This window comes from Pseudomonas sp. LBUM1645, assembly GCF_059716185.1.
Window position 1 is genome coordinate 6,947,791 of the sequence record NZ_CP166811.1, and the last position, 20,181, is coordinate 6,967,971.

At 54.4% G+C, this 20,181-nt stretch carries 16 protein-coding genes; all 16 read right to left on the reverse strand.

Translation table 11 applies throughout. From position 1 onward, the window contains the following. Nucleotides 1-52 precede the first annotated feature (52 nt). Nucleotides 53-514 (reverse strand): hypothetical protein, encoded by a 462-nt coding sequence (locus tag ACA079_RS31770; protein WP_497702085.1) that lies wholly within the window; start codon nt 512-514, stop codon nt 53-55. Between the two features lie 172 nt (nt 515-686). After that, complete coding sequence (locus tag ACA079_RS31775) at nt 687-1,580, reverse strand: hypothetical protein (protein WP_497702086.1); 894 nt, start codon at nt 1,578-1,580, stop codon at nt 687-689. A gap of 31 nt (nt 1,581-1,611) precedes the next feature. After that, the gene (locus ACA079_RS31780; protein ID WP_497702087.1) at nt 1,612-2,118 is read right to left on the reverse strand and encodes a hypothetical protein; all 507 of its coding nucleotides are present in this window, start codon (nt 2,116-2,118) and stop codon (nt 1,612-1,614) included. Nucleotides 2,119-2,363: 245 nt separating this feature from the next. Then, nucleotides 2,364-3,722 (reverse strand): lysozyme inhibitor LprI family protein, encoded by a 1,359-nt coding sequence (locus ACA079_RS31785; RefSeq protein WP_497702088.1) that lies wholly within the window; start codon nt 3,720-3,722, stop codon nt 2,364-2,366. Between the two features lie 73 nt (nt 3,723-3,795). Then, on the reverse strand, nt 3,796-4,929 hold the full coding sequence (locus ACA079_RS31790) for a lysozyme inhibitor LprI family protein (RefSeq protein ID WP_497702089.1): 1,134 nt from the start codon (nt 4,927-4,929) through the stop codon (nt 3,796-3,798). A 454-nt stretch (nt 4,930-5,383) separates the two neighbouring features. Next, on the reverse strand, nt 5,384-8,014 hold the full coding sequence (locus ACA079_RS31795; RefSeq protein WP_497702090.1) for a T6SS phospholipase effector Tle1-like catalytic domain-containing protein: 2,631 nt from the start codon (nt 8,012-8,014) through the stop codon (nt 5,384-5,386). Further along, nucleotides 7,999-8,622 (reverse strand): Tli1a family immunity protein, encoded by a 624-nt coding sequence (tli1a, locus tag ACA079_RS31800; RefSeq protein ID WP_497702091.1) that lies wholly within the window; start codon nt 8,620-8,622, stop codon nt 7,999-8,001. Before tli1a (ACA079_RS31800) ends, ACA079_RS31795 begins: the two co-directional genes overlap by 16 nt. 79 nt (nt 8,623-8,701) lie before the next feature. Next, nucleotides 8,702-9,262, reverse strand: coding sequence for a Tli1a family immunity protein (gene tli1a / locus ACA079_RS31805; protein ID WP_497702092.1), 561 nt, complete (start codon nt 9,260-9,262; stop codon nt 8,702-8,704). Next, a complete protein-coding gene (tla1, locus tag ACA079_RS31810; protein ID WP_497702093.1) occupies nt 9,262-10,068 on the reverse strand; it encodes a toxin Tle1 chaperone Tla1 in 807 nt (268 codons plus the stop codon). Before tla1 ends, tli1a (ACA079_RS31805) begins: the two co-directional genes overlap by 1 nt. Before the next feature lie 11 nt (nt 10,069-10,079). Beyond that, complete coding sequence (locus ACA079_RS31815) at nt 10,080-12,146, reverse strand: type VI secretion system Vgr family protein (RefSeq protein WP_497702094.1); 2,067 nt, start codon at nt 12,144-12,146, stop codon at nt 10,080-10,082. A 28-nt stretch (nt 12,147-12,174) separates the two neighbouring features. Further along, complete coding sequence (locus tag ACA079_RS31820; RefSeq protein ID WP_497702095.1) at nt 12,175-13,191, reverse strand: serine/threonine-protein kinase; 1,017 nt, start codon at nt 13,189-13,191, stop codon at nt 12,175-12,177. After that, a complete protein-coding gene (locus ACA079_RS31825) occupies nt 13,188-13,916 on the reverse strand; it encodes a PP2C family protein-serine/threonine phosphatase (protein ID WP_309675623.1) in 729 nt (242 codons plus the stop codon). The genes ACA079_RS31820 and ACA079_RS31825 overlap by 4 nt, the downstream gene beginning before the upstream one ends. Continuing rightward, nucleotides 13,916-17,452 (reverse strand): type VI secretion system membrane subunit TssM, encoded by a 3,537-nt coding sequence (tssM, locus tag ACA079_RS31830; RefSeq protein WP_497702096.1) that lies wholly within the window; start codon nt 17,450-17,452, stop codon nt 13,916-13,918. The genes ACA079_RS31825 and tssM overlap by 1 nt, the downstream gene beginning before the upstream one ends. A 13-nt stretch (nt 17,453-17,465) precedes the next feature. Beyond that, nucleotides 17,466-18,341 (reverse strand): type IVB secretion system protein IcmH/DotU, encoded by an 876-nt coding sequence (icmH, locus tag ACA079_RS31835; RefSeq protein ID WP_046053870.1) that lies wholly within the window; start codon nt 18,339-18,341, stop codon nt 17,466-17,468. A gap of 5 nt (nt 18,342-18,346) precedes the next feature. Then, entirely contained in the window at nt 18,347-19,678 is a 1,332-nt protein-coding gene (gene tssK, locus ACA079_RS31840) for a type VI secretion system baseplate subunit TssK (protein WP_046045022.1), read from the reverse strand. Nucleotides 19,679-19,680: 2 nt separating this feature from the next. Further along, the gene (gene tssJ / locus ACA079_RS31845) at nt 19,681-20,181 is read right to left on the reverse strand and encodes a type VI secretion system lipoprotein TssJ (protein ID WP_008150089.1); all 501 of its coding nucleotides are present in this window, start codon (nt 20,179-20,181) and stop codon (nt 19,681-19,683) included.

Genomic DNA, 20,181 nt, shown 5'->3' on the forward strand with positions numbered 1-20,181 from the left:
GCAATCAACCTACAAGTCCCCCTTACGATAAAAAAACGTATTTTGGAAACTTCTACTCCACAAATTCAATTGTCTCAATCATCTTAATGACCTCCCGCAGCGCGGAGCCCTTTAGATCATTTAGATAAGCGACATCGCCACCACCACAAAGAGCAGCAGAGCCATGAGGGATACAGAACCCAAACCTACGCGTCCTGCCTTCTTCCTCGCCATTCGTAACGTCTTGGGATATGCCTGGACCTTCCCAGTTTTTCCCTTTCAACAAGTAAAACGTATTGTACATTTTGGTGCCACTTGCAACATCAGGGTCCAAACTAATAACCCAACCATTTTCAGTTATTTTTCCTCCCGAAAAATCTGAAATATCTTTGAGACTTGCAGGACTAACACACCGAAACTTAAGGTTAATTTCCAGTGGCCTTCTTGCTTTCGGTTTAATTACCTTGGAATAAAAAAACAGGACTGGAACTTCTTCCTTGTCAATTTCATATACGCCATCATATAAATTATCCATGGTGAATCTACAAGAGTCCAAGTCCGCAAAAATGGAGGATGGTTTTACGCTTTGGTTCCCAGCAAACACTGTTGTCACGACAGTCAGAAGTAGCGTAACCATAGAAAAAATTGGGACAGATTTATTTATGGCCATACCTAGTCTCAAAAATAAATCTATCTCCTTTTCTGTATTAATTCTTCGCGGACCTTTCAATGGCCCTCACCGGAATAAGCTTTTCTTTATTCTGTGCTTTCATCGCCGCAATATAAGCCTGATAGTAATTAATCGACTTCTCCTTATCCTCATCCCATAGGACGTCTGCAATATTTAACTTAAGCACCAAGCGTTCGGGAGCGACCACTTCTACTTTGGATAGAACATCGTACGCTTCTACGTTCAAGCCCGACTCACCCAATGCGAAACCTAAATCATTATAAATCCTAGAGTTTGATTTTGAGAGAGGACCAACTTCAAAAATCACTTTAAACTTCTCTTTAGTTAAATACGACTTTATAGCATCAAAATCCATATCCTTTAGTCTTGCCAACACAATTTCATGAGACAACTCTAAAGAGTCCAACTTTGTTCCGCCAACAAGCTCTTTTAATTTTCTTGAGGCCAACCCCCTCGTAGAATACCAGTAATAATCATTGCCTCCCTCCTCCAAGCTACCCTCGTATCCTGAAATATCATCCGCTAAATCTTTTACATTATTTAACTTACCTATATCACTGCCACTATAAACATACGATATATAATCCACCCCTCTTAGATTTATACCCGTGTGCATTACCACCCACTTACAGGTGAAGACAAAGTACGACTTGTCCGCCCCCGTACTTACGGTATAAGCATCGTATAACTCCGGATCAGTACCTTCATGTTCACACACGTCGGGAAGCGGTATCGATTTTTTTCCTTTGACAATTAACTCACCGTGTAAAACTTGATCCCCCTCGGAACCACTTACGCTAAACTTCGCTTGGCTAGCCCCCTTAAAAAACGGGTTTAAATCATATACTTCCTCATTTGCGCTGATTAATGAGGCAAACAAAAAAAGTGAAAAAGCGAACATGAATTTCATTATTTCATTTCTCCTTCTACTGCAATTTATCCTAATTATCCTCATACTCAACATGATAAGTTTTTGAGCTTTTCAGCAATGATAGGATACGTTTTCTCAACACTTTAATATCTTCTTCATCGCCACATGTATCTATCATAAACACATGATCACTTCCAGCTTCAAATACTGCGGTAAAACAGTACGCATTGAAATAATACACCCCCTCCAATCCAGACCAATTAGTCCCAAAAACACGATTAGCTTTTGATAGTGGGTACACCCCTGTACCAATTTTTAATCCGTCAGCCTCATGCACAAATCCGCTAGCTACTGTGTCTGCAAAACTCATGGCTGCGCAGCTCATTCGTATATTTTGCTTCCTACCATCTTTATATTTATAGTTAATAAATGAAATATCATCAGTTGTCTTAAAGAATGAAACGCCACGAAAATTTTTCACCTCCATTACGCAGCCTTTGCTTTGTACAACTGAACTCTCACCTGCGTGCACAAAAAAAAACGAAGTCCATAGGTAAAACAGTACTATCTTAGTCATTTTTTTTGCCTTTTTACAAATGATGGCATTGGCAAGGGTTCGTCTCCAGTATTTTCATTTACATATAAAAAATCCGCAATAATAGCCTGCACATTAGTAAAAACGTCTCTTCTTACAGGAAGTCCATTCATATTTTTTGTTGACGTAAGAAAAAATGGGGACAGATTTATTTATGGCCATACCTAGTCTCACAAATAAATCTGCCCCCTTTTCTTTCTTCAATGTTTATATCTGCACAGCAGAATTTACAGGCAGTGACTGGCCTTTATGTCTGAGCCTTGCAAAACCAAGCGCTTCACGCCGTCGCTACCCTGCGGGCGGCCTTTCTCAGCGGACAACTGATAACAGGCCAACGCCCGGGACAGATCTTTCGTTCCCAACTGGCCACTTTCAAAAGAAGAACCCAGATAGTTCATCGCATCTGTGGAGCCCATGGAAACCGCGCGAATAACTTCCCTTTCTGCGTCCTCGGGGTGCAGACAAGGACCGTTATAATCGGTGGAATTACCTCTACAAAAATACATGGCATAACCCATAGCGCCGCTCGCTGTCGTCGATGCCGCTTTGAACAAAGCCTCAAGTTTGCTGGTTTCCAACTGAGGCGCCATCTGCGAAAGACTCAAACTTGCCGCCGACAGACTCGCCTGTGGATCGCCCGACTCCGCAGCACAGACATAGTTTTCCAGGGACGCTTCAATCAACTCCCCAGTCAGACGGTATCGCTCAAGAAACCCTAACCCACCCAAGCCTTCAGCACGTTGATAACAAAGGTTCTCCGCACGGCTCATTCCGGGTCTACCGGGTGCGACAAGCTCCTTCTCGCTGATCGACCAATCCTCAATCCCCACAAGCGCCCAGCACGCCTTTTTAGCAAAGTTAAAAATCTTGATGTTGCTGTTACCGGCCCGTTTATCCACAACGTTCATGTGAATGTCGTCGACCGTTTCGATCTCAACCCCTTCAGTCTTGCCTTCCATCGCAGCCAACAACGGAAACGCCAAACTAGCGCCTGGCTCAGCAGTAATTTGCGGCTCAAATTGACCAGGATCCGAGGTCCGTTTCAACACCAATATTTTCACTGCCAGTGCGGTTAGGCGCTTCTGAGACTCTGCGTTGGCAGAAAACGCTGGCAGAAACTGAGCAAATTCCTGGGACGGACATGATCCACGCCCAATCACTGAGCCACTCCCATTGTCGGACGCAATGTTGTCCAGAAAGACGGAACGGTCGCGACTCATACTCGCAACGCAATTGTTCACGGCCGTCACATACGCAGACGAGCCGGGCTCCGTTCCGAAGGCATCGAGCAGGCAATCTGTATCACGTAACTTGATCCAAGCCCGTTGAGACTCTTTAACCCTCGCCATATATCCAGCAGCAGCGACGGGGTCGGTCTGATTGCCGCCCTCAAGCCGCACCATGAGGTGCTGGTAGCTGATATTTAACTGTAAGTCAGCGGATGACTTCGAACTCACAGAACATCTTTCACTCTGAGAACTTGTAGCTATATCGTCGCAAACGTCCTGCGCAAGTACGACAGGCGCCAGTGGAGAAAGAATACTAACCAGCGAACAAAGAGCGATCACCAAAAAGCGATTAGCCATTGACGAAACCATATAAACACCAGCCTCCCATAAAAACGACTATATCCATTTTATTGCCAAGCTAAATTAACGCTCATTCATCTGGCGCGAGAGCAATCTTAAGAATATAGTCCTCGAGATATACGATAGCTTCGCGACCATTAATTTCGATTGGTGTGGGGTTTTGAATTCTCTCTTGATCACCCGCACTAACAATTTTAGTAAGTGTCTTATCCAACATATTGGCACGCCAGATTGTTTCGTCGCCGTTCTTGAAATAGAAAATGGGGCGAGACTTACTCCAAATCGGACTAGAGATATTCCAGCCCGCTTCCGGTTTATCGATAGGTGCAACAGTTTCGTATGCGGGCGTGTGCGAGTAATACGCTTGCACAGGCCCGAACATCTCAGTGCTCCCAAAGAGTACCCCGCCTATGGCATGTTCAGTGGTATTTGACCATTGTGAAAATAGCAGACTGCTTTCCGTTGGCTGTGCATCCGACCCCAGTTTGTAAACCATTCCTTTTTGCTGGTTTCTAGTTATTTGTTGCCGATAGTAAAAAGATCCATCTAAAATCCCGGCAAATCTTTTGCCCTCGTCATTGCCCCCCAAGTTTATCGCGCCATCGAACCCGATATCTTTAGCTATTGTGTGAGTGATTGGTTGTGCAATTGGGTATCTATCAACATACTCATACAGATTGCCTCTATAAGCAGAAAGTGGGACGTCATAGTGCCCCTCGAAAGCTATGACATGTAACCTCCCTGACAACATTTCAGCGGAAAGGAGAAAACGCTCTACTACACCCTTCTCGTTCGGAAGCCCCGCTAGCTCCACGGTTTTCCATGAGCGAGAACTTTGTGCATATATTTTGTCCGCGGGCAGGAGCTTTATATCTTTTTCAGCAACAGGAGTAACCTCCGGCAACGTTGTTAAAAAGCGAATCTGTTGATCGTAAGCGTCCTCCAAACACTCAGTTGATTCACAGGTATTACGCTCTGACTCAAGCCATTCGGTTTCAATAATTTGAAACGTACGTATATTTTTTAATGGTTTGAAAACTGCGCTTAGCTGTTCATCCAAAATAGACAAAGACGGTGTGCCACAGATCTTCTTCTCTATTTCTGTCGAGGCTTTACGACAGTCAAAGCCCGCAGAATACGTATAAGAACTGAGCAGTAGAGAAACAAATGCCACTCCGGCAGAAATAAATTTTAGTTTTTTCATTAGACAACCATAAAAATTCTTATATACGAGAAAAGAAAAGGGGACGGATTTATTTATCGATAGATAACGGATAAACCTTTCCCATAAATAAATCTGCCCTTTTGCTCACAACACTGCGTCGACTTTTTCGAAGCTTCGCTGGCCGCAGATGATCAAATCGGGATTGGTAAAGTTGTCGTGGTTGCAGGTTACCTGTGCATGAGCCGAAACCATCGACGTCGCTAAAGCGACGCTCGCCACTGCTACGGCGAACCTCTTAAGCTTCGTTATCACAGTTGACCCTCGATCCACGGACCGATCACCAGTTTTCGAACAGCTACAGCAAAAAAATAAACCCAAAAAAATAAATCCGTTCCCATTTCGCACCAGTTTCGCTAGCCCCATTTCGCTAAGGTGTAGGCGAATCACGAAAAGGGCGGCTCATTTCAGAGTCGCCCTTTTTATCCTTTTGCAATTACACGTTCTTTTCAGACGACTTCAAGTTACTGGCCTGATCGGCTACCAAGTCGAGCCAGCCACCGGGCTTGTCCTCATCGTTAGCCGCTTTCGCCACCATACTGGCCAAAGCACCAGCGTCCTTCTTGCGAGCCGCTTCCACTGCTTCAAGCGCCTGATGGGCTACCAGGATTTTCTGCAGAGCCGGGGTGTTAGCGGTGGCTGCAGTCAATGGCTTCAGCGGTGGCAAGGCTGCGACTTTGGCAACCATGTCTCCAGGCTCTTTAGTGAACTCTCGTAACGAGTCGAGGCTATCGAGCATTGGCAGTGCAATCCCGGTCAGCGGATCGAAGGCACTGATTTTCGGCAACTCTGAAATACCCACACCTACTTTGCCGCTGAGCACTGGAAGTGCTAACGACGGCAAGAAAAGACCCAACAGCATGCGAGGGTCTTTTTTCTTGATGCTGAGGCCGACACTGGCGACAGCAATACCGAGTCCAATTACTCGACCCGCTGTGGCTAGCAGAGACAATTGTTTGTTCGACTCATTATCGAAATGCACCAGACGAATACGGAAATAATCCGTAAAGGGCTCACGGGGCACAACGCCGGAAGTGTTCATAAACCAAGCACGAGAGTCGTGAACCTGATCATCGAAGAGTGCTACGAGGTCTTCCTGGCCTGTTCTCGGTTTGTTCGGTGAACTGAACATTTTTTCGTAACGAGCCGTCCCTTCTTTGTAAAGGTACGCATACTCCTCGGCTTCGTCCTCCTCGTTGATCAGATACACCGTACCGCCAAGCAACATATCGATTACAGCCACACTCGTATGACCGTCACCGACCAAGCCCCACTCTCTTCGATAATCATGCCGGAATTCAGCTGCGGCACCGAGCAACTGCCGGTGGTCTAGCGGTGGTTCGAACACTTTTTCCCAGTGCGCATTTTCATACTTGTCCTTACCTACAATTTGAATATTAAGTTGATGCTCTTTTTCCTGTTCCTCTGTGTATGTTGGCACTGGATTGCCCTCTGCAGCCGCAGTTGTTTCGGCGTTGTGCCGTTTTTCAAGCGCCGTCCAGGCATCAATTTTCGCCTCAGGCATATCCGGAGCCGCGTTCTTAAAAAACGACTGTTTCTCTACACCGCCTGCATATCGATCAATTCGCCAACCAGTGATTAGAGCGTGCTCACGCTTCATCATCTCTTCCAGCGGACCACTTTGGCCTTGTGCCTGCCATGCGTTGAATCGATTGATGAGGGTTTCGGAGATTAAAAACTCACCCTCAAGATCTATGGGCATCGCTCTCCATTTGTCGTGAATCCCATCTTGCAGTGCGGGCTTCGGAACCAGCAATGGAGCGCCTGCCATGAACGCTTCGGCGTACATGTGCTGCAAAGAAATTTGGGATAAGACATGGTCTGATCCAGCGGTTGCTTTCCCTTGGTCGTTGGGTGGATAGCCGCCACCTACGTCCGAATGAACACCTGGATAAATGTACTCAACTGTGCCTTGTCGATAACTTGAAGCCTTACTTTTATCACGACTGCCATCCGCTGTTTTGGGGCGGCGACGTATTGAATCCAATGGAAAGCTTGCTCGCTGCTCATGGCCAGAAACCAAATGAACGCAGCGCTTTAGATAAGAGCAATCATCGGGCAGCGCAGTGTTCTGACAAAGGGATGCTGCTTCGTCGGGAAGGCGCATAGTGCCATCAGCCCAGTCCATATGCCCAGCTGCAAATGGAACACTGTCCGCAAGCCCTACTGCGGCGACGGTGTCGAAAACGCCTAGAAAGTTGATCGATATTGGTAGTCCCGCAAAACGGTACTCAACGCCACCACTTTCATTTTCGCAACGAACGAGTGTCTGTAACCAATTAACAAACGTTCGGGCTTCGGCAGCCCCTCGAGAAAACCCGTATACATAAAGCCGCATCGCCAAAATATGCGGTTTCTCTCCAAAGTCATCTCGAGCTTTCAATTTATTCTGAAGATCTTGAATTTCTTGCCGTAACGTTATTTCGCGCTTTTTTTCTCCGCTCTCAAGTAAACCTAAGCCAAAGGTATTTGCGTAACCATTCGTCGCCATGTCTTTAAGCATTAGCTTGGTTTTATTAATGGGTAGCCCTCCCTCTCCCATGCCTAGTCTTAATGCATCTAGTAATCGGGTGAGGGCCCAATTAATTCGATTTTCTCCCCCTCGCGCCCCGACTAATCCCTGCTGTTCAGGAATATACTCTTCAACATCAGGAAAGACCGTTCCAACTCCGGGGCAATAGTACTTCATAAAACCAGCCTGCCGCATATCAGTTTCGGCACCCAAACTTGCATGAAAAATCCGCGCAATGTTACTTCGCGAGTTCGGTGTTGATGCGCCGTCTGCGTGGTCGTTGTTGTTGGTGCCATCAAATGCCAGTGTGATGTGTAGAGTTTTACAGCAAGGCAATCCGCTATTTGCCCCTCCCTGCGCCTGAATGAGCTTACGTTGTTGACTACCAAATCGCAGCTCATCTTCTTTTTGCTGCTTTATATTCTTCGCCAACTGGCTTGGTTCGACTGGCAGTCGACGTGTAATTGGAAACCTAGGAGCAACCAATGCTCCAGCCGGCGGAGGAGAGGCATCTCCGATTAGTGATTCGAACATGATGCCGGCTCCTTGACTTGAAAATATTCCTTATCTGGGTAGTTTTTACTTCCGACTCCGTAACAAGTCGTAGACACCCTTACTTGGTCACAAGGAAGAAAGTGAACCTGCAATGCACACAGTTCTTCAGCATATTTAGGAATTTCAACGGTCGCTGAATGGTGAGAATAGCTATTGGAATGGCTAGCTAGGGCTTCCTTATCAATTTGACCATACTTATCTCGCTTTACATTTCCATATGGGTCTGGGTCTTTGTCCCATTCAATAATAGCTCGGAGCCCGGGCTTCCATTGCATGGGAAGTAAGCCGCAGCAAACTTCATTCCCCCCACCTTGATTAGGTGGAATTCGGGGCCCCCCAGCACCATTAATAGTGAACCGCGTAATTTCTGCGGATGTATGATTGAAGCCTTTAACCGGTGCAGACACCATTTCAGGGCCAGCACTGCAAGCGCTTGCACTGAGCATGCTACATACAATAACCAATGACTTTCCTATCATCCCGAAGCTAATCCTTACTAGTCCCGAGTACGAATTTCGTAAAAAAACCGCTTGCATCACTGCCGCGCAACAGCATATTTTTTTAACCATGTTATTCAGTATAAACATACCTTCGGCTCCTCCATGTTCATCGGGTAGTTACAGGGACAGGCAACACACATAATCTCTTTTAAAAAGTCGGACCTGATCAAAAAGCCGAGCATGTCATCGACTCCTTGACTTGAAAATAAGCATGATCGGGATAGTCCTTATGTTCCGGTGTATAGCACGTCGTAGAAACATGAATTTTGTTACAAGGCAGAAAATGAACCTGCAATGCACAAAATTCGTCGTCATACTTAGGAATATTGACGATAGCTTTGTAATGCGTGTAATTAGCAGCATGGCGACTGTAGTCCCCAAGCTCCAATTGACCGTGTTTATCACGCGTCACAGCAGCCCGCGGGGCGGGATCACTTTCCCACTCAACAATAGCTTTTAACCCCGGGTGCCAACTTTGAAGTAGCGTGGTACTACAGGTTTGAGAGCTCAACCCGCCTTGATAAGGCCCTATAATGGGTCCTCCTGCGCCATTCACGGTGAATCGATTGATGTTGCTGCGAGTATGGTTATAGCCGGAGACAGGCGCACCAACCATTTCAGGCCCACTACGACACCCCACCAACACCATCAAAATCCAGCCACGAACCCGCCACGAAGACATCGCCTCCCCCGCGACCTCAACCGGCCCACAAGAAACCCCGCTCATCAAATCAACGCCCTCACCGGCTCATCAATCACAAACGGCGAGTTCTCCACCAACCACTGTTCAATAAACGGCTCCCGCTCCTCCGGCTCTTTCAATCCCTTCTGATTCGCCGCCAATTGGCTTCTATACAAATGACGAATAAGGCTCTCATTACGGCTCAAGCCATAGTTCTGCGGCACGGCGCAGCGATCAACCCGGTAGGCATCAGCCTCTGTCCAGGCAAGCAGGTTGGCCACTTGCGGGTGGTCGAACATGACGGGGCCGCTGGCGGGTGTCGGTGCGTGGCGCACGTAGTTGCCGGGCAGGCTTTGTGGGTGTTGGTCGCGGTCGAGCCAGTGCCAGGAAATCACCGCGGCGTGGAAGGCGTTGCTTTGCGCGGGGGTCAGGGTTTCGGCGACTGGCAGCAGCATGCGCGGGTCGTAGTAACGCAAAACGCCTTCGGAGCGGCCCTGATTCCATTGCGCCTGGAGGAAGCCTCGCAGATGATCGGCCAGCGCTTCGAATGCCCAAGGGCTGAACAGGGCGACGACGTGTTTGTTGCAATCGACGGCGCTGATGAAGGTTTTCAGCCAGGGCCGTTGGGCGTTGTCTACGCGCAGCAGCAGCGGGCCGAAATCGGCGATGGCAACTTCCGGGGTATTTTCGAACAGTTTGGCCAGTTTCGCCGCGTCGGGTTGCTCCGCCAGTTCTTGCAGCAGCGGGTAGTCGAGGCTGGTGGCGTCGATCAGCAGGTCGAGGTGCTGGTGTTGCAGTTGCTGGGCGTTGACCCATAACTCGTCGAGCCAGTGCACGTTACTTGTGTACATAAAGTCGTCCTTTATCTCGCGGCCAGAGCTTGGGCGTTACGTTTGGCCCGGGCCAGACATTCCTTGCAGACTGGCGGTGGCGGCATCGGCGCATTGCCGAGCGCCTGTGGCGGCACCGCGCCGGCGATGTCTTTATCCGCAGCGCCCGGCAGACGCGGTGGCTTGATGCCAATCCCGGTCCCACTCCCCGCAGACCCACCGGCATTAATTTTCACCACCGGCCCAACAACCGTGATGCCGCCAGCGTCGAGCTTGATAAAACTCCCACCCGCCTTCACGGTGAGTTCCATCCCGGCCTCAATAACAATCTTGTCCCCAGCCTTCAGATGAATCTCTTTCCCAACGCTAGTCAGCTGCGCAGTCCCCAGCTTCACATGCTGGTTCTGCCCAATCGTCAGGTGATCATCCATCCGCGCTTCAGTCTTGCGATCCGCAATCGTGGTGCGATGCTCTTCCGCCTTCAGCTCGGTGTAAGTGTTCTTCTCGACGGTGTCGTGGCGTTCATTGCCGACGCGTATCTTCTGGTCGTGCTCGATGTTTTCATCCCAATCCCGCTGGGCATGAATGTAGATCTGCTCCGCACCCTTCTTGTCTTCAATCCGCAGTTCGTTGTACCCGCCGCCCCCCGGTGAACTGAGGGTTTTGAACACGCTGCGAGTCTTGTTCGCCGGCAGGTCGTAAGGAACGAGGTTTTCCTTGTGATACAGGCACCCAGTCACCAACGGCTGATCGGGATCCCCTTCAAGGAAGGTCACCAACACTTCCATACCAATGCGCGGGATGGCGATGGCGCCATAACGGTCGCCAGCCCAACTTGAAGAGACGCGCATCCAGCAGCTGGTTTTGTCGTCAGCCAACCCTTCGCGGTCCCAATGGAATTGCACCTTGATGCGGCCGTACTGGTCGCAGTGAATCTCTTCACCTTTAGGCCCGGTGACCATCGCCGTTTGGCTGCCGAGGACGCGGGGTTTCGGGTGTTGCAGCGCCGGGCGGTAGAACACGTCCCACGGGGTGGCCAGGAAGCGGTTGCGGTAGCCCTGGTGGAAGTCGTTTTTGTCGTCGGTGGTGTCGCTGGTCACGGACTCTTCGAGCACTTGCGGCTGTTTGCCTTCGTGGAAGATTTCGGTGAGCAGCCAGAGGTCGTTCCACTCGGTGCGCGGGTGGTCGGAGAGTTCCAGGAAGTGGCCGCTGACCAAACGCGTCTGATCGCCTTTACCTTCCGCTTGTTGGTAGTCGGCACGGTGGCGTTCGAGGGCGCGTTGGCTGAGGAACTTGCCGCGTGCGCGGTCGATAAAACGGCCAGGGTAGTCGTAGTCTTCCAGGTCCGGCGCGTCGCTTTGCGTCTCGGGTTTGTAGGCGGACTCGAGTTGCAGGCGTGGTTTTTCGAAGTCGTAGTCGCGGCGGGTGACGCGGCCGGTGCGGGTTTCCAGGCGTAACTTAAAGCCTTTGATCACCGGCTCATCGGCGACCATGCCGCTGCCTTGCACATACGCCGTGGGCTGGCCGAGTTTGGGGAACAAGGTCTGGTCGTCGCCGAACACCAGCAGGTGGGCTTTTTCGCTGTGCTGGAAGTGGTAGTGAATGCCTTCCTCTTCGCACAGGCGCTGCACAAAGTGCAGGTCGGTTTCGTCGTACTGCACGCAGTAGTCGCGGTCTGGGCACGGTTGGCTGAGCTGGAAGTTGTAGGCGTTGCCTTTGATGCCGTGCTCGTCGAGGATCAGCGCGATGATTTTCGGTGCGGACATCTGCTGGTAGATGCGCTGGTTGGTGCGGTGGTGCAGGTATTGCAGTTGCGGCACCAGGGAGATTTTGTAGCGCGTCAGGCGTTTGCCAGCGTCACCTTGGGCGACGCGGTAGATCTGGCCGTGGATGCCGCTGCCCTGTGGGTCGAACGCCAAAAAAGCCTGCTTATGCAGGAGTTTTTCCAAGTCCAGATCGGGGTTTTCGCTGACCAGTTCGAGGTCGAATCGATACGGCTGGCTGATGCCTTCGGTGCCGGTGAACGACAGCACTTGCAGGTCGCCGACGTAGTCTTCGACGGTCAGGCTGAAGTGGGTTTCGTTAGCTGGGTTGAACATTGCTTGATCCCTGTTCGGTAGTCATCCGTTACGCCCGACGTCGCAGGCGTTGCAGCAAAGACGATGTGGCGCCCATAGCGGCACGTAATTGAGCGGCGCTGATGGTGCGGTCAGCCGCGTTGAAGGTCAGCGCTTTGCGCAGGGCTGGCCAGCAGTGTTTCGGTAGATTCCTGGGGGCGTGCAGCTCGCGTTCCAGTTGCCCATCGCGGGCCTCGGTCGAGGGCAAGCGGCGGAACGGGTGTTTGCCGCCGGCCAATTCGTAGAGCACGCAGGCCACGCCGTAGACATCTGCACTGGCCGACAGCGGTTGGCCTTCGAGCAGTTCGGGCGCGGCGTAGCCCGGGGTCCAGGCGTTGAAGCGGTTGCGGCTCAGGTGTGGCAGTCCGGGCAAGATGCCTTCCTCGGCCTGGCCCAGACCGAAGTCGAACAGGCGCACGCCTTCTTCGCTGAGCATCACGTTGCTTGGCTTCATGTCACCGTGCAGCACGCCGCGAGCGTGGGCGAAGGCCAGCGCGTCGAGCAGCGGCAGCGCGATGTCGCGCAGTTCTTTCCACGGCAGGCCCAGCGGCCGCTCGCAGAGTAATTTGTCCAGGGTCAGCCCACGCATGAGTTCCATGGTGATGAAGGCGCGCTGGCAGTCGGTGTCCACTTCAAAGCTGTGCAAACGCAGCACATTGTCGTGGCGCAGTCGTCGGGTCAGGGCGAACTCGCTGTAGAGCAAGGCACTGGCGTCCGGCGATTCGGCAAATTCTTCGCTGAGGATTTTCAGCGCGATGTAAGGGTCGGGATCGCCGAACTGTTCGCTCAGCAAGTCCCGTGCGCGGTAAACCGCGCCCATGCCGCCTGCACCGAGCAGACGCTCGATGCGGTAACGGCCTGCGAGTACGTCCGGCATTTCGCCGATGCTGGCCTTGGTTGGCGCCGTTGCTGGCTCTGCTTTACGCGGCTTTCCGTTTAGAGGCTTGGCAAACGCAAAGTAAGTCAGGTTATTGGCTTCCTCGTCGGTCACCGGCAGGTCGTCGAGCGGCGGCATGAGTTGAGTCATTTTCGGATCACCACAGCAGTCAAGTTGTCCCGGGCCGAGCCACGCAGAGCGCCGTCGAACAGACGCTCCAGCGCAACGTGCGGCGCGGTCAGGCTCAGGGCGTTGCCCAAGGCATCGGTGCTGAGCCCTTGGTACAAACCGTCGCTGCACAACAGGAACGTATCGCCGGGGTAAACCTCGAGTTCGAGCACGTCCAGCGTCAGCACATCGGCAGCCCCGACCGCACGGGTCAGGGCATGAGCCGAAGGATGAGCACGGGCGTCCTCGACGCTCATGTTTTGCTCGTCGATCAGTTGCTGTTGCAGAGAATGGTCCTTGGACAGCTGATACAGACGCTGGCCGCGCCACAGGTAGCAACGGCTATCGCCGGCCCAGATGCAGGCCGCGCGATTACCTTCCACCAGCAGCGCCACCACGGTGCTGCCCATGATGCTGTCGTGGCGCCCGGCCGTGACGGTCAACTCCTGACCCAAGCGGCGGTTGAGCCAGTGCAGGCACTGGCGTATGCCTTTGAGTCGTTCGTCGAAGTCGTCCTGCACCGGCAATTCCGCCAGGCTGGCGACGATCAACTGGCTGGCAATGTCGCCACCCTGATGACCGCCCATGCCGTCCGCGACCACCCACAGCCCCTGCTGCGGGCAGTCGAGAAAAGCATCTTCGTTGCGCGCCCGAACCTTGCCCGGATCGGTACGCGCAGCGCTGCGCCAGGGACTGGCAACCAGCATCAGAGCTGCACCGGCATACGGAAGGTACGCAGCACGCCCATGTCGAACGGGTTCGGTGTGCGCTGGCTCGACAGCAAGTAGTTGGCGCGCAGGCCGCCTACATCAGCTTTCAGTACCAGCACATCGCGACCGCTCAGGTACTCGGTCTGCATCAGGTCGAACAGACGGAACAGCGACCATGGGCCGGTGTTCTTCTCGATGCCGATCGGGCGGCCGGCCATTTTGTCGAGGACCAGGCTGGTGCGACCGTCTTCAGCATCGGTCGGCCATTTGAACGACACCGGCACGATCGGGCCGTGGCGGTATTCGATGGTCTTGTCGCCAAACTTGAACTCGGAACGGCTGACGGCCGGGTCGAGGGTGTACGGCTCCAGTTTGAATTGCACTTGCGGTTCGGCCGGGTTGATCGAGAAGAAGCTCTGGCGAATTACTTGGGCCGCAGCCATCTGGTCGAGGTAGACCTTGGAGATCGGCATGCTGTGACCGTCGATGCTGCGCAGACGGTAGTTGCCTGGATCGCCACTCACAAACGGACGCATGTAAGTGTCGAAAAAGCGATCGTTGATGCCCTGGGCCTTGAAGAACTCGCGGAAGTCGCTGATCGCAACATCGCTGGTGCTGTGGGCGCTGAACGGGTAACGCTTGTTGATCGCCTTGCCATAGAAGCTGTACAGCTCGCTCTGATAACGCTGGTTCAGGTACTGGTAGGAATCGTTCAGCACCAGACGCCAGGTGTCTTCAGCCAGGACGTTGAACCACACGCTGACCGGACGCGGCAGACGGTTCGAGGCATTGCGCAAGTTGCTCAGCGCATCACGCTGGCCGCTCATGCGGGTCTTGGCCATTTCGAACGCAGCCTGTTCCGGCGCACTGGCACGCGCGAGGCTCGCCAATTGCAGTTGCAGGTCGTTGAGCGCCGTCAGGGCCGGGGTCAAATCAGCGGCCGGGCCGTTGTTGTCGTCCAGCAAACGGTGCAGCGGTTCGAAGCGACGTTGCAGGGATTTCTTCGCGGTGTCGGGCAGCTGCTTTGTAATTTGAGCGGTCATGTCTGCGGCTTTGTCAGCCGCAGCCGCCGCGAGTTTGCCGAGCTTACCGCCCTTCTCGCCCAGTTTGTCAGCCGCCTCGGCAGCTTCGTCAGCACTGTCGGCGATCACTTGGAAACGGGTGTTCTCGCGAACTTCCACCAGCAGTTGCAGCACGGGTGAGTTGGCGGACGTCAGGCCAGCCAGTTGCTCGGCGCCTTCACCGGCGTCGTTGATCGGTGGCAAGGCAACCTGGCCGACCGCTTCACTCCAGAAGTTGGCGTAGTCGCGGAAGTACAGTTGCTCCAGTTCGACCATCAGGCGACGCAAGTCCATGCCGCTGATGCCCGAGCCTTCGCCCAGCACCCAGTTGTCACGCAGGATATCGGTGACCAGCGCACTGCCCTGAACCGAGAAGTACTGCTGATAACCCTGTTGGGTGTAGAAACCCGGGATCACGTATTCGGTGCCGACAAACAGTGAAGCTTGGGGGCCGATGTGTTGGCTCAAACGGTATTCCGGCAGGTTGCGGGCCTGCTCGCGCAGCATCCGGTAAACCACGTTGGCCAGCGACTCGCTGCGCAGCACCTGACGCGCCTGAGCCACCAGTTGATCGTTCAGCGGGTAGATAAACGGCTGCTTCAGCAAACGCTCGAAATGCGTGTTCAAACCGTTCTGCACCGACGTGTTGCCGGCGTAACGCTGGGACCATTCTGTGGCAACCCAATCCTTGAGCCACGGGCCGTCGCGGCGATCCTTCATGTTCAGCATCAAGTACGCACGCAGGCTGTTGAGCAAGCGTTCGCGGTCCTGCATGTTGGCGCGGATCTGCCCTTCCAGCAGCGTCGCAACCTTCGGCAGCAGTTGCGCTTCAAGCTCACGCTCGTAGGCCTCCTTGACCACCGGATTGACCTCTTCGCCTTGGTACAGGCCACCACGTTCGCGGTACGACACGTCACCTTTGTTCGGGAAGACCTGAGTCGCCGCGTAGCTGGTGTCGAGGGTCTTGAGCACCGCCATGGAATCATCACGCGCGGTCAGGGCCGAGCGTTGTTGAGTCCAGTTTTGAGCCAGGTTACGCAGGTTTTCCAGACGCTCGTAGTTGGCCGAGAATCCGCCCGCCCACAGCATGCCGAACAGTGCCAGCGCCGCCAATGCGCCCACGTACAGGGCACGTTGGCCCCAATGGATGCGGCTGCGCTCGCGCTTGTCCAGACCGGCCAGATCGGCTTCCGGGAAGATAACGCGGCTAAGCAAATGGTGAATGAAGCGCGAACGCCCACTGCGCAAGGTCGGCAGCATGCCGGCGTTCATGCCCAGATTGGCGCCGATGCCGGCGGTGGTCTGGTCCATCTCTTGAGTCAGGTGCGGCGCGCTGGTCAGGTAGAAACCGCGCAACTGGCTGACACGCTGGTAGCGGTTGCCGGTGAACGCCATGTCGACGAACAGGCACAAGCGCTCGCCGATCTGCCCCAATTGATGCGGGAAGTCGAGGATGCGACCACGGCGCTGGGTGTCGCGCTCCTGGTGCATGCGCATGATCACTTGGCTGTTCAGGCGACGCAGCAGCTCTTCGAACTCGGCGCGCAGCACGGCGACGTCGGTGCCGCTCTGCTCTTTGCGGAAGCTGGTACCGAGTACCTGATCGCTTTCTTCACGGGTCAGCTGATCGAAGAACTCGTCGAAACCGAGCAGCTTGTCAGCCTTGCTCAGCACCAGATAAACCGGCACATCGACGTGCAGTTTCTGATGCACGTCTTGCAGACGGGCACGCACCTGGCGAGCCAGGGTATCGAGATCCTGCTCGGTGTTGCCCAGCAGCATTTCCACCGGAATGGTCACCAGCACGCCGTTCAACGGACGGTTGCGGCGACGCTTGCGCAGCAGGTCGAGCAAGGTGCTCCAGGCGCTGCCATCGACTTCGGCATCCGGCTGGGTCAGGTAACGCCCGGCGGTGTCGATCAGCACACCGTGGTCGGCGAAATACCAGTCGCAATGACGGGTGCCGAGGGTGTCGCGGGTCAGTTTGCGGTCGATCTTGTTGATCGGAAACTCAAGGCCCGAGAAGTCCAGCAGGCTGGTCTTGCCACTGCCCTGCGGACCGATCAGCAAGTACCAAGGCAAATCGCTGCGCCAGCGTTCGCTGCGACCGCGATAGAGGCTCGAGGTCTTCAGGGTTTTCAATGCGTCCTTGAAGCGTACGCGAAGCTCTTTCTGCTCTTCGTCGATCAGCTCTTCACGGCGGATACGATCCTGGCCGTCTTCGGTGTCTTCGATGGCTTTCTTGCGTACGCCAGCGCGCCAGCTGACGAAGACCATGGTCAGGCCCCAGATCAGGAACAGCACACTGATGGTCAGCAGGCGGGAGGTCGAACCTTCCCAGAACTTGTAGTCATTGACCGCCAGCAGCGGCCCGACGAACCACACCAGCAGCGCGACGAACAGCACCAGCAGCAAGGTCCAGACCCAGGTCTGACGCAAGAATGCGCCGACTTTCTTGAAAAACTTTTTCATCACACGTCCCTGTTTACGGCTGCGACTGCGGCTGGACCGCGGCCGGATCTAGCTGCTGATAAGGTTGCAGAACGGTTTCGCGTTGCTCGCCCAATACCCAGGCAAAACCCGAATACATCACCACCAGGCACACCACGGTGAACAGCACCACCATCCACGCCGGCACGATGCGCACCAGGCTGCGGCGCTGATCGTTCAAGCCTTCCCAATGGGGCGACAGTTCGCGAGGCACGTCGCCGCGCAACTGACGAATCTGGCGATACAAGGCGTCGCGGATGCCTTCGAGCTCGAGCATGCCGCGGGCTTGCACGCGGTACTTGCCTTCGAAGCCCAGCGACAGGCACAGGTACATCAGCTCCAGCATCGGCAGGTGCTTGACCGGGTTTTTCGACAGGCGATCCAGCAGCTGGAAGAACTTCTCGCCGCCGAAGGTTTCGTTGTGGAAGCTGCTGAGCAGGCTCATCTGCGACCATTCGCTTTCGTTGCCCCACGGTGTGGTCACGACGGCTTCGTCGACCACGGTGCAGAGCACGTAACGTGCGGCCATCACCTGGCTGCTTTCGGCGCCGTTGTGCAGCGCACGGACTTCAAACAGTTTCAGCCCGGCAGTCAGTCGCTCGTTGAGCGCGTACATGTCTTCGCGGGTGTCGCTGTGCTTGAGTCGCACCACTTCCGACAACAAGTCAGACGCCGCTGCGACTAGCGAATTGAGGCTGATGTTGAAGGATTCCGCCGGGCGCAGGCGCGCGGCATAAATCATCCGTTCTTCGAGCTGTTCAAAACGCGGCGGTGCGGCGAAATCTGTCAGCGGACTCTGCGCCGGGCCGTGGCCCTGACGGTCGAGCAGGACGGTTTTATCGTCCTGGTTGTGTTCCATGTCCTTGATCATGTCAGTCAGTTCCTGATGGCCCAGAATTTCAGTTCAAGCTCGGCAAATTCGCCGGACACGTGGAACGCGAAGCCGCCGGAGCGCTCGAGTTGTGCCAGGTCTTCGGAACTGAGTTCGAGAATGAAATAGGTTTTGTTGGAGTGGAACGCGATCTGCCGCGGGGCCACCGGCAACGGTTTGACCTTGATGCCCGGCAGATGGAGGTTGACCAGTTGGCGGATGCGCTCCACCGGGCCGACCTTGAGGTGCGCCGGCAAGCGATGGCGCAGTTCTTCGGAGTCGCAGTTGGCACTGGCGGCGAGCACGAACGAGGCCGAGCCCAGCAGTTTGTGGTCGTGCAACGGCGAGACGATGATCCCGTACTGGCGCGCTTGCAGGACCAGTTCGATGGCGTGCTGTTCGAGCACCATCGACAGCACCTGACGAATCGCTTCCATCAGCTTGCGGAAACTCGCGCCCTGGTCGCTGTGCTGGTAACGGCTGTCCAGACGCGGGCGTTTGCTGTCGCTGGAGAAGGTCGCCAGATCGCCGAGCATGGTCAGCAGCGTGCGGTACAACTCTTCCGGGTGAACCTGCTCCAGGCCGAGGTAGTGGCGCAGCAGCAGTTCGGTGCGGTTGATCAGTTGCAGCATCATGAAGTCGCCGACTTCCGCACCGCCTACTTTGCCGTTGGAGCGGATCCGCTCGGCGATGGTGTCGCCCCGGTGGCCGAGCATGCTGATCACTTCTTTCAAGCACGACAGCAGGTAGCTGGACGAATGCGCCTGAATGTAGGTCGGCACGAAGTCCGGGTCGAGGCTGATCACGCCGTCGGGCGTGGTGTCGAGCACTTCGCAGATCTTCAGTTTCACGTAGGCCTGGTCGCTCTGCTGCTCGCCGAGCAACAGTTTGAAGTCCGGGCGGCCGCAGCTGACCTGGCTGGCGGAATCGTCGCCGGCGTTGGAGTCGGCGACTTCCGCTTCGTACGCGGTGTAGCGCGCCAGCACGTCGGATTGCTCCGGACGGCGCGACTCGATGTGGTTGCCGGTGACCAGCGGCAGCGCCAGGTAGATCGGCGTGTTACCGGTGTTCGGCGGCACGTCGAGCGCTAGCGGTTCGGTGTTACCACCGAGCTCGAACAGGCTGCCGTCCGGCAGAATCCCCGAGGCCTGGCTGATCACCAGTTTGCCCATGTTGAGGAACTGCAAGTCGATGTCCAGGTTCAGGAAGCCCCAGGTGTAGCTGCCCAGCAACTGCGTGCGGGTCTTCATCTGGTGGTCGTAGTAGCGATCGTTGTGCTGGAAGTGCTGCGGACGCAGCAGCATGCCTTCCTGCCAAATCACTTTATGGGAATTCATGATCAGTCATCCGCCTTGGCGAGCGTTTCGTTGCTGTTGCGAATACCGGCCTGGTCGAGGGTCAGATCAGCGTCGGTGACTTCCACCGGGGTGACTTGCACCGTGTAGCGCCATTTGGTTTCCGGCAGATCGCGGTAGGCAGCAAGGATGCCGACGTAGCGACTGCCCTCCTCCACGCTGAGTTTCATTTCCACGGTTTCACCTGGACGCAGCTCAATTTCTTCACTGGCCACCAGGTCCGGGGCCAGGGATTCCTTGGCGCGCTCGTACAGGCTGAAGAAGTCAGCGTTCTCGAACGTCACCGGATGCTTAAGCTCGAACAGACGCACAACAATCGGCGACGGACGCCCGTTGAGGTCCGGGTTCAGCTGATCGCTGGCGGTCAGCTTCAGGTTGAGCTTGGTGACGTGGGAATACGGCGACAGTGACGAGCAACCGGCCAGCAGCACCAGGGCCGCGAACGCCGTCAGCGTCTTGAAAAAAGCGGTCGAGCAGCGAGACAT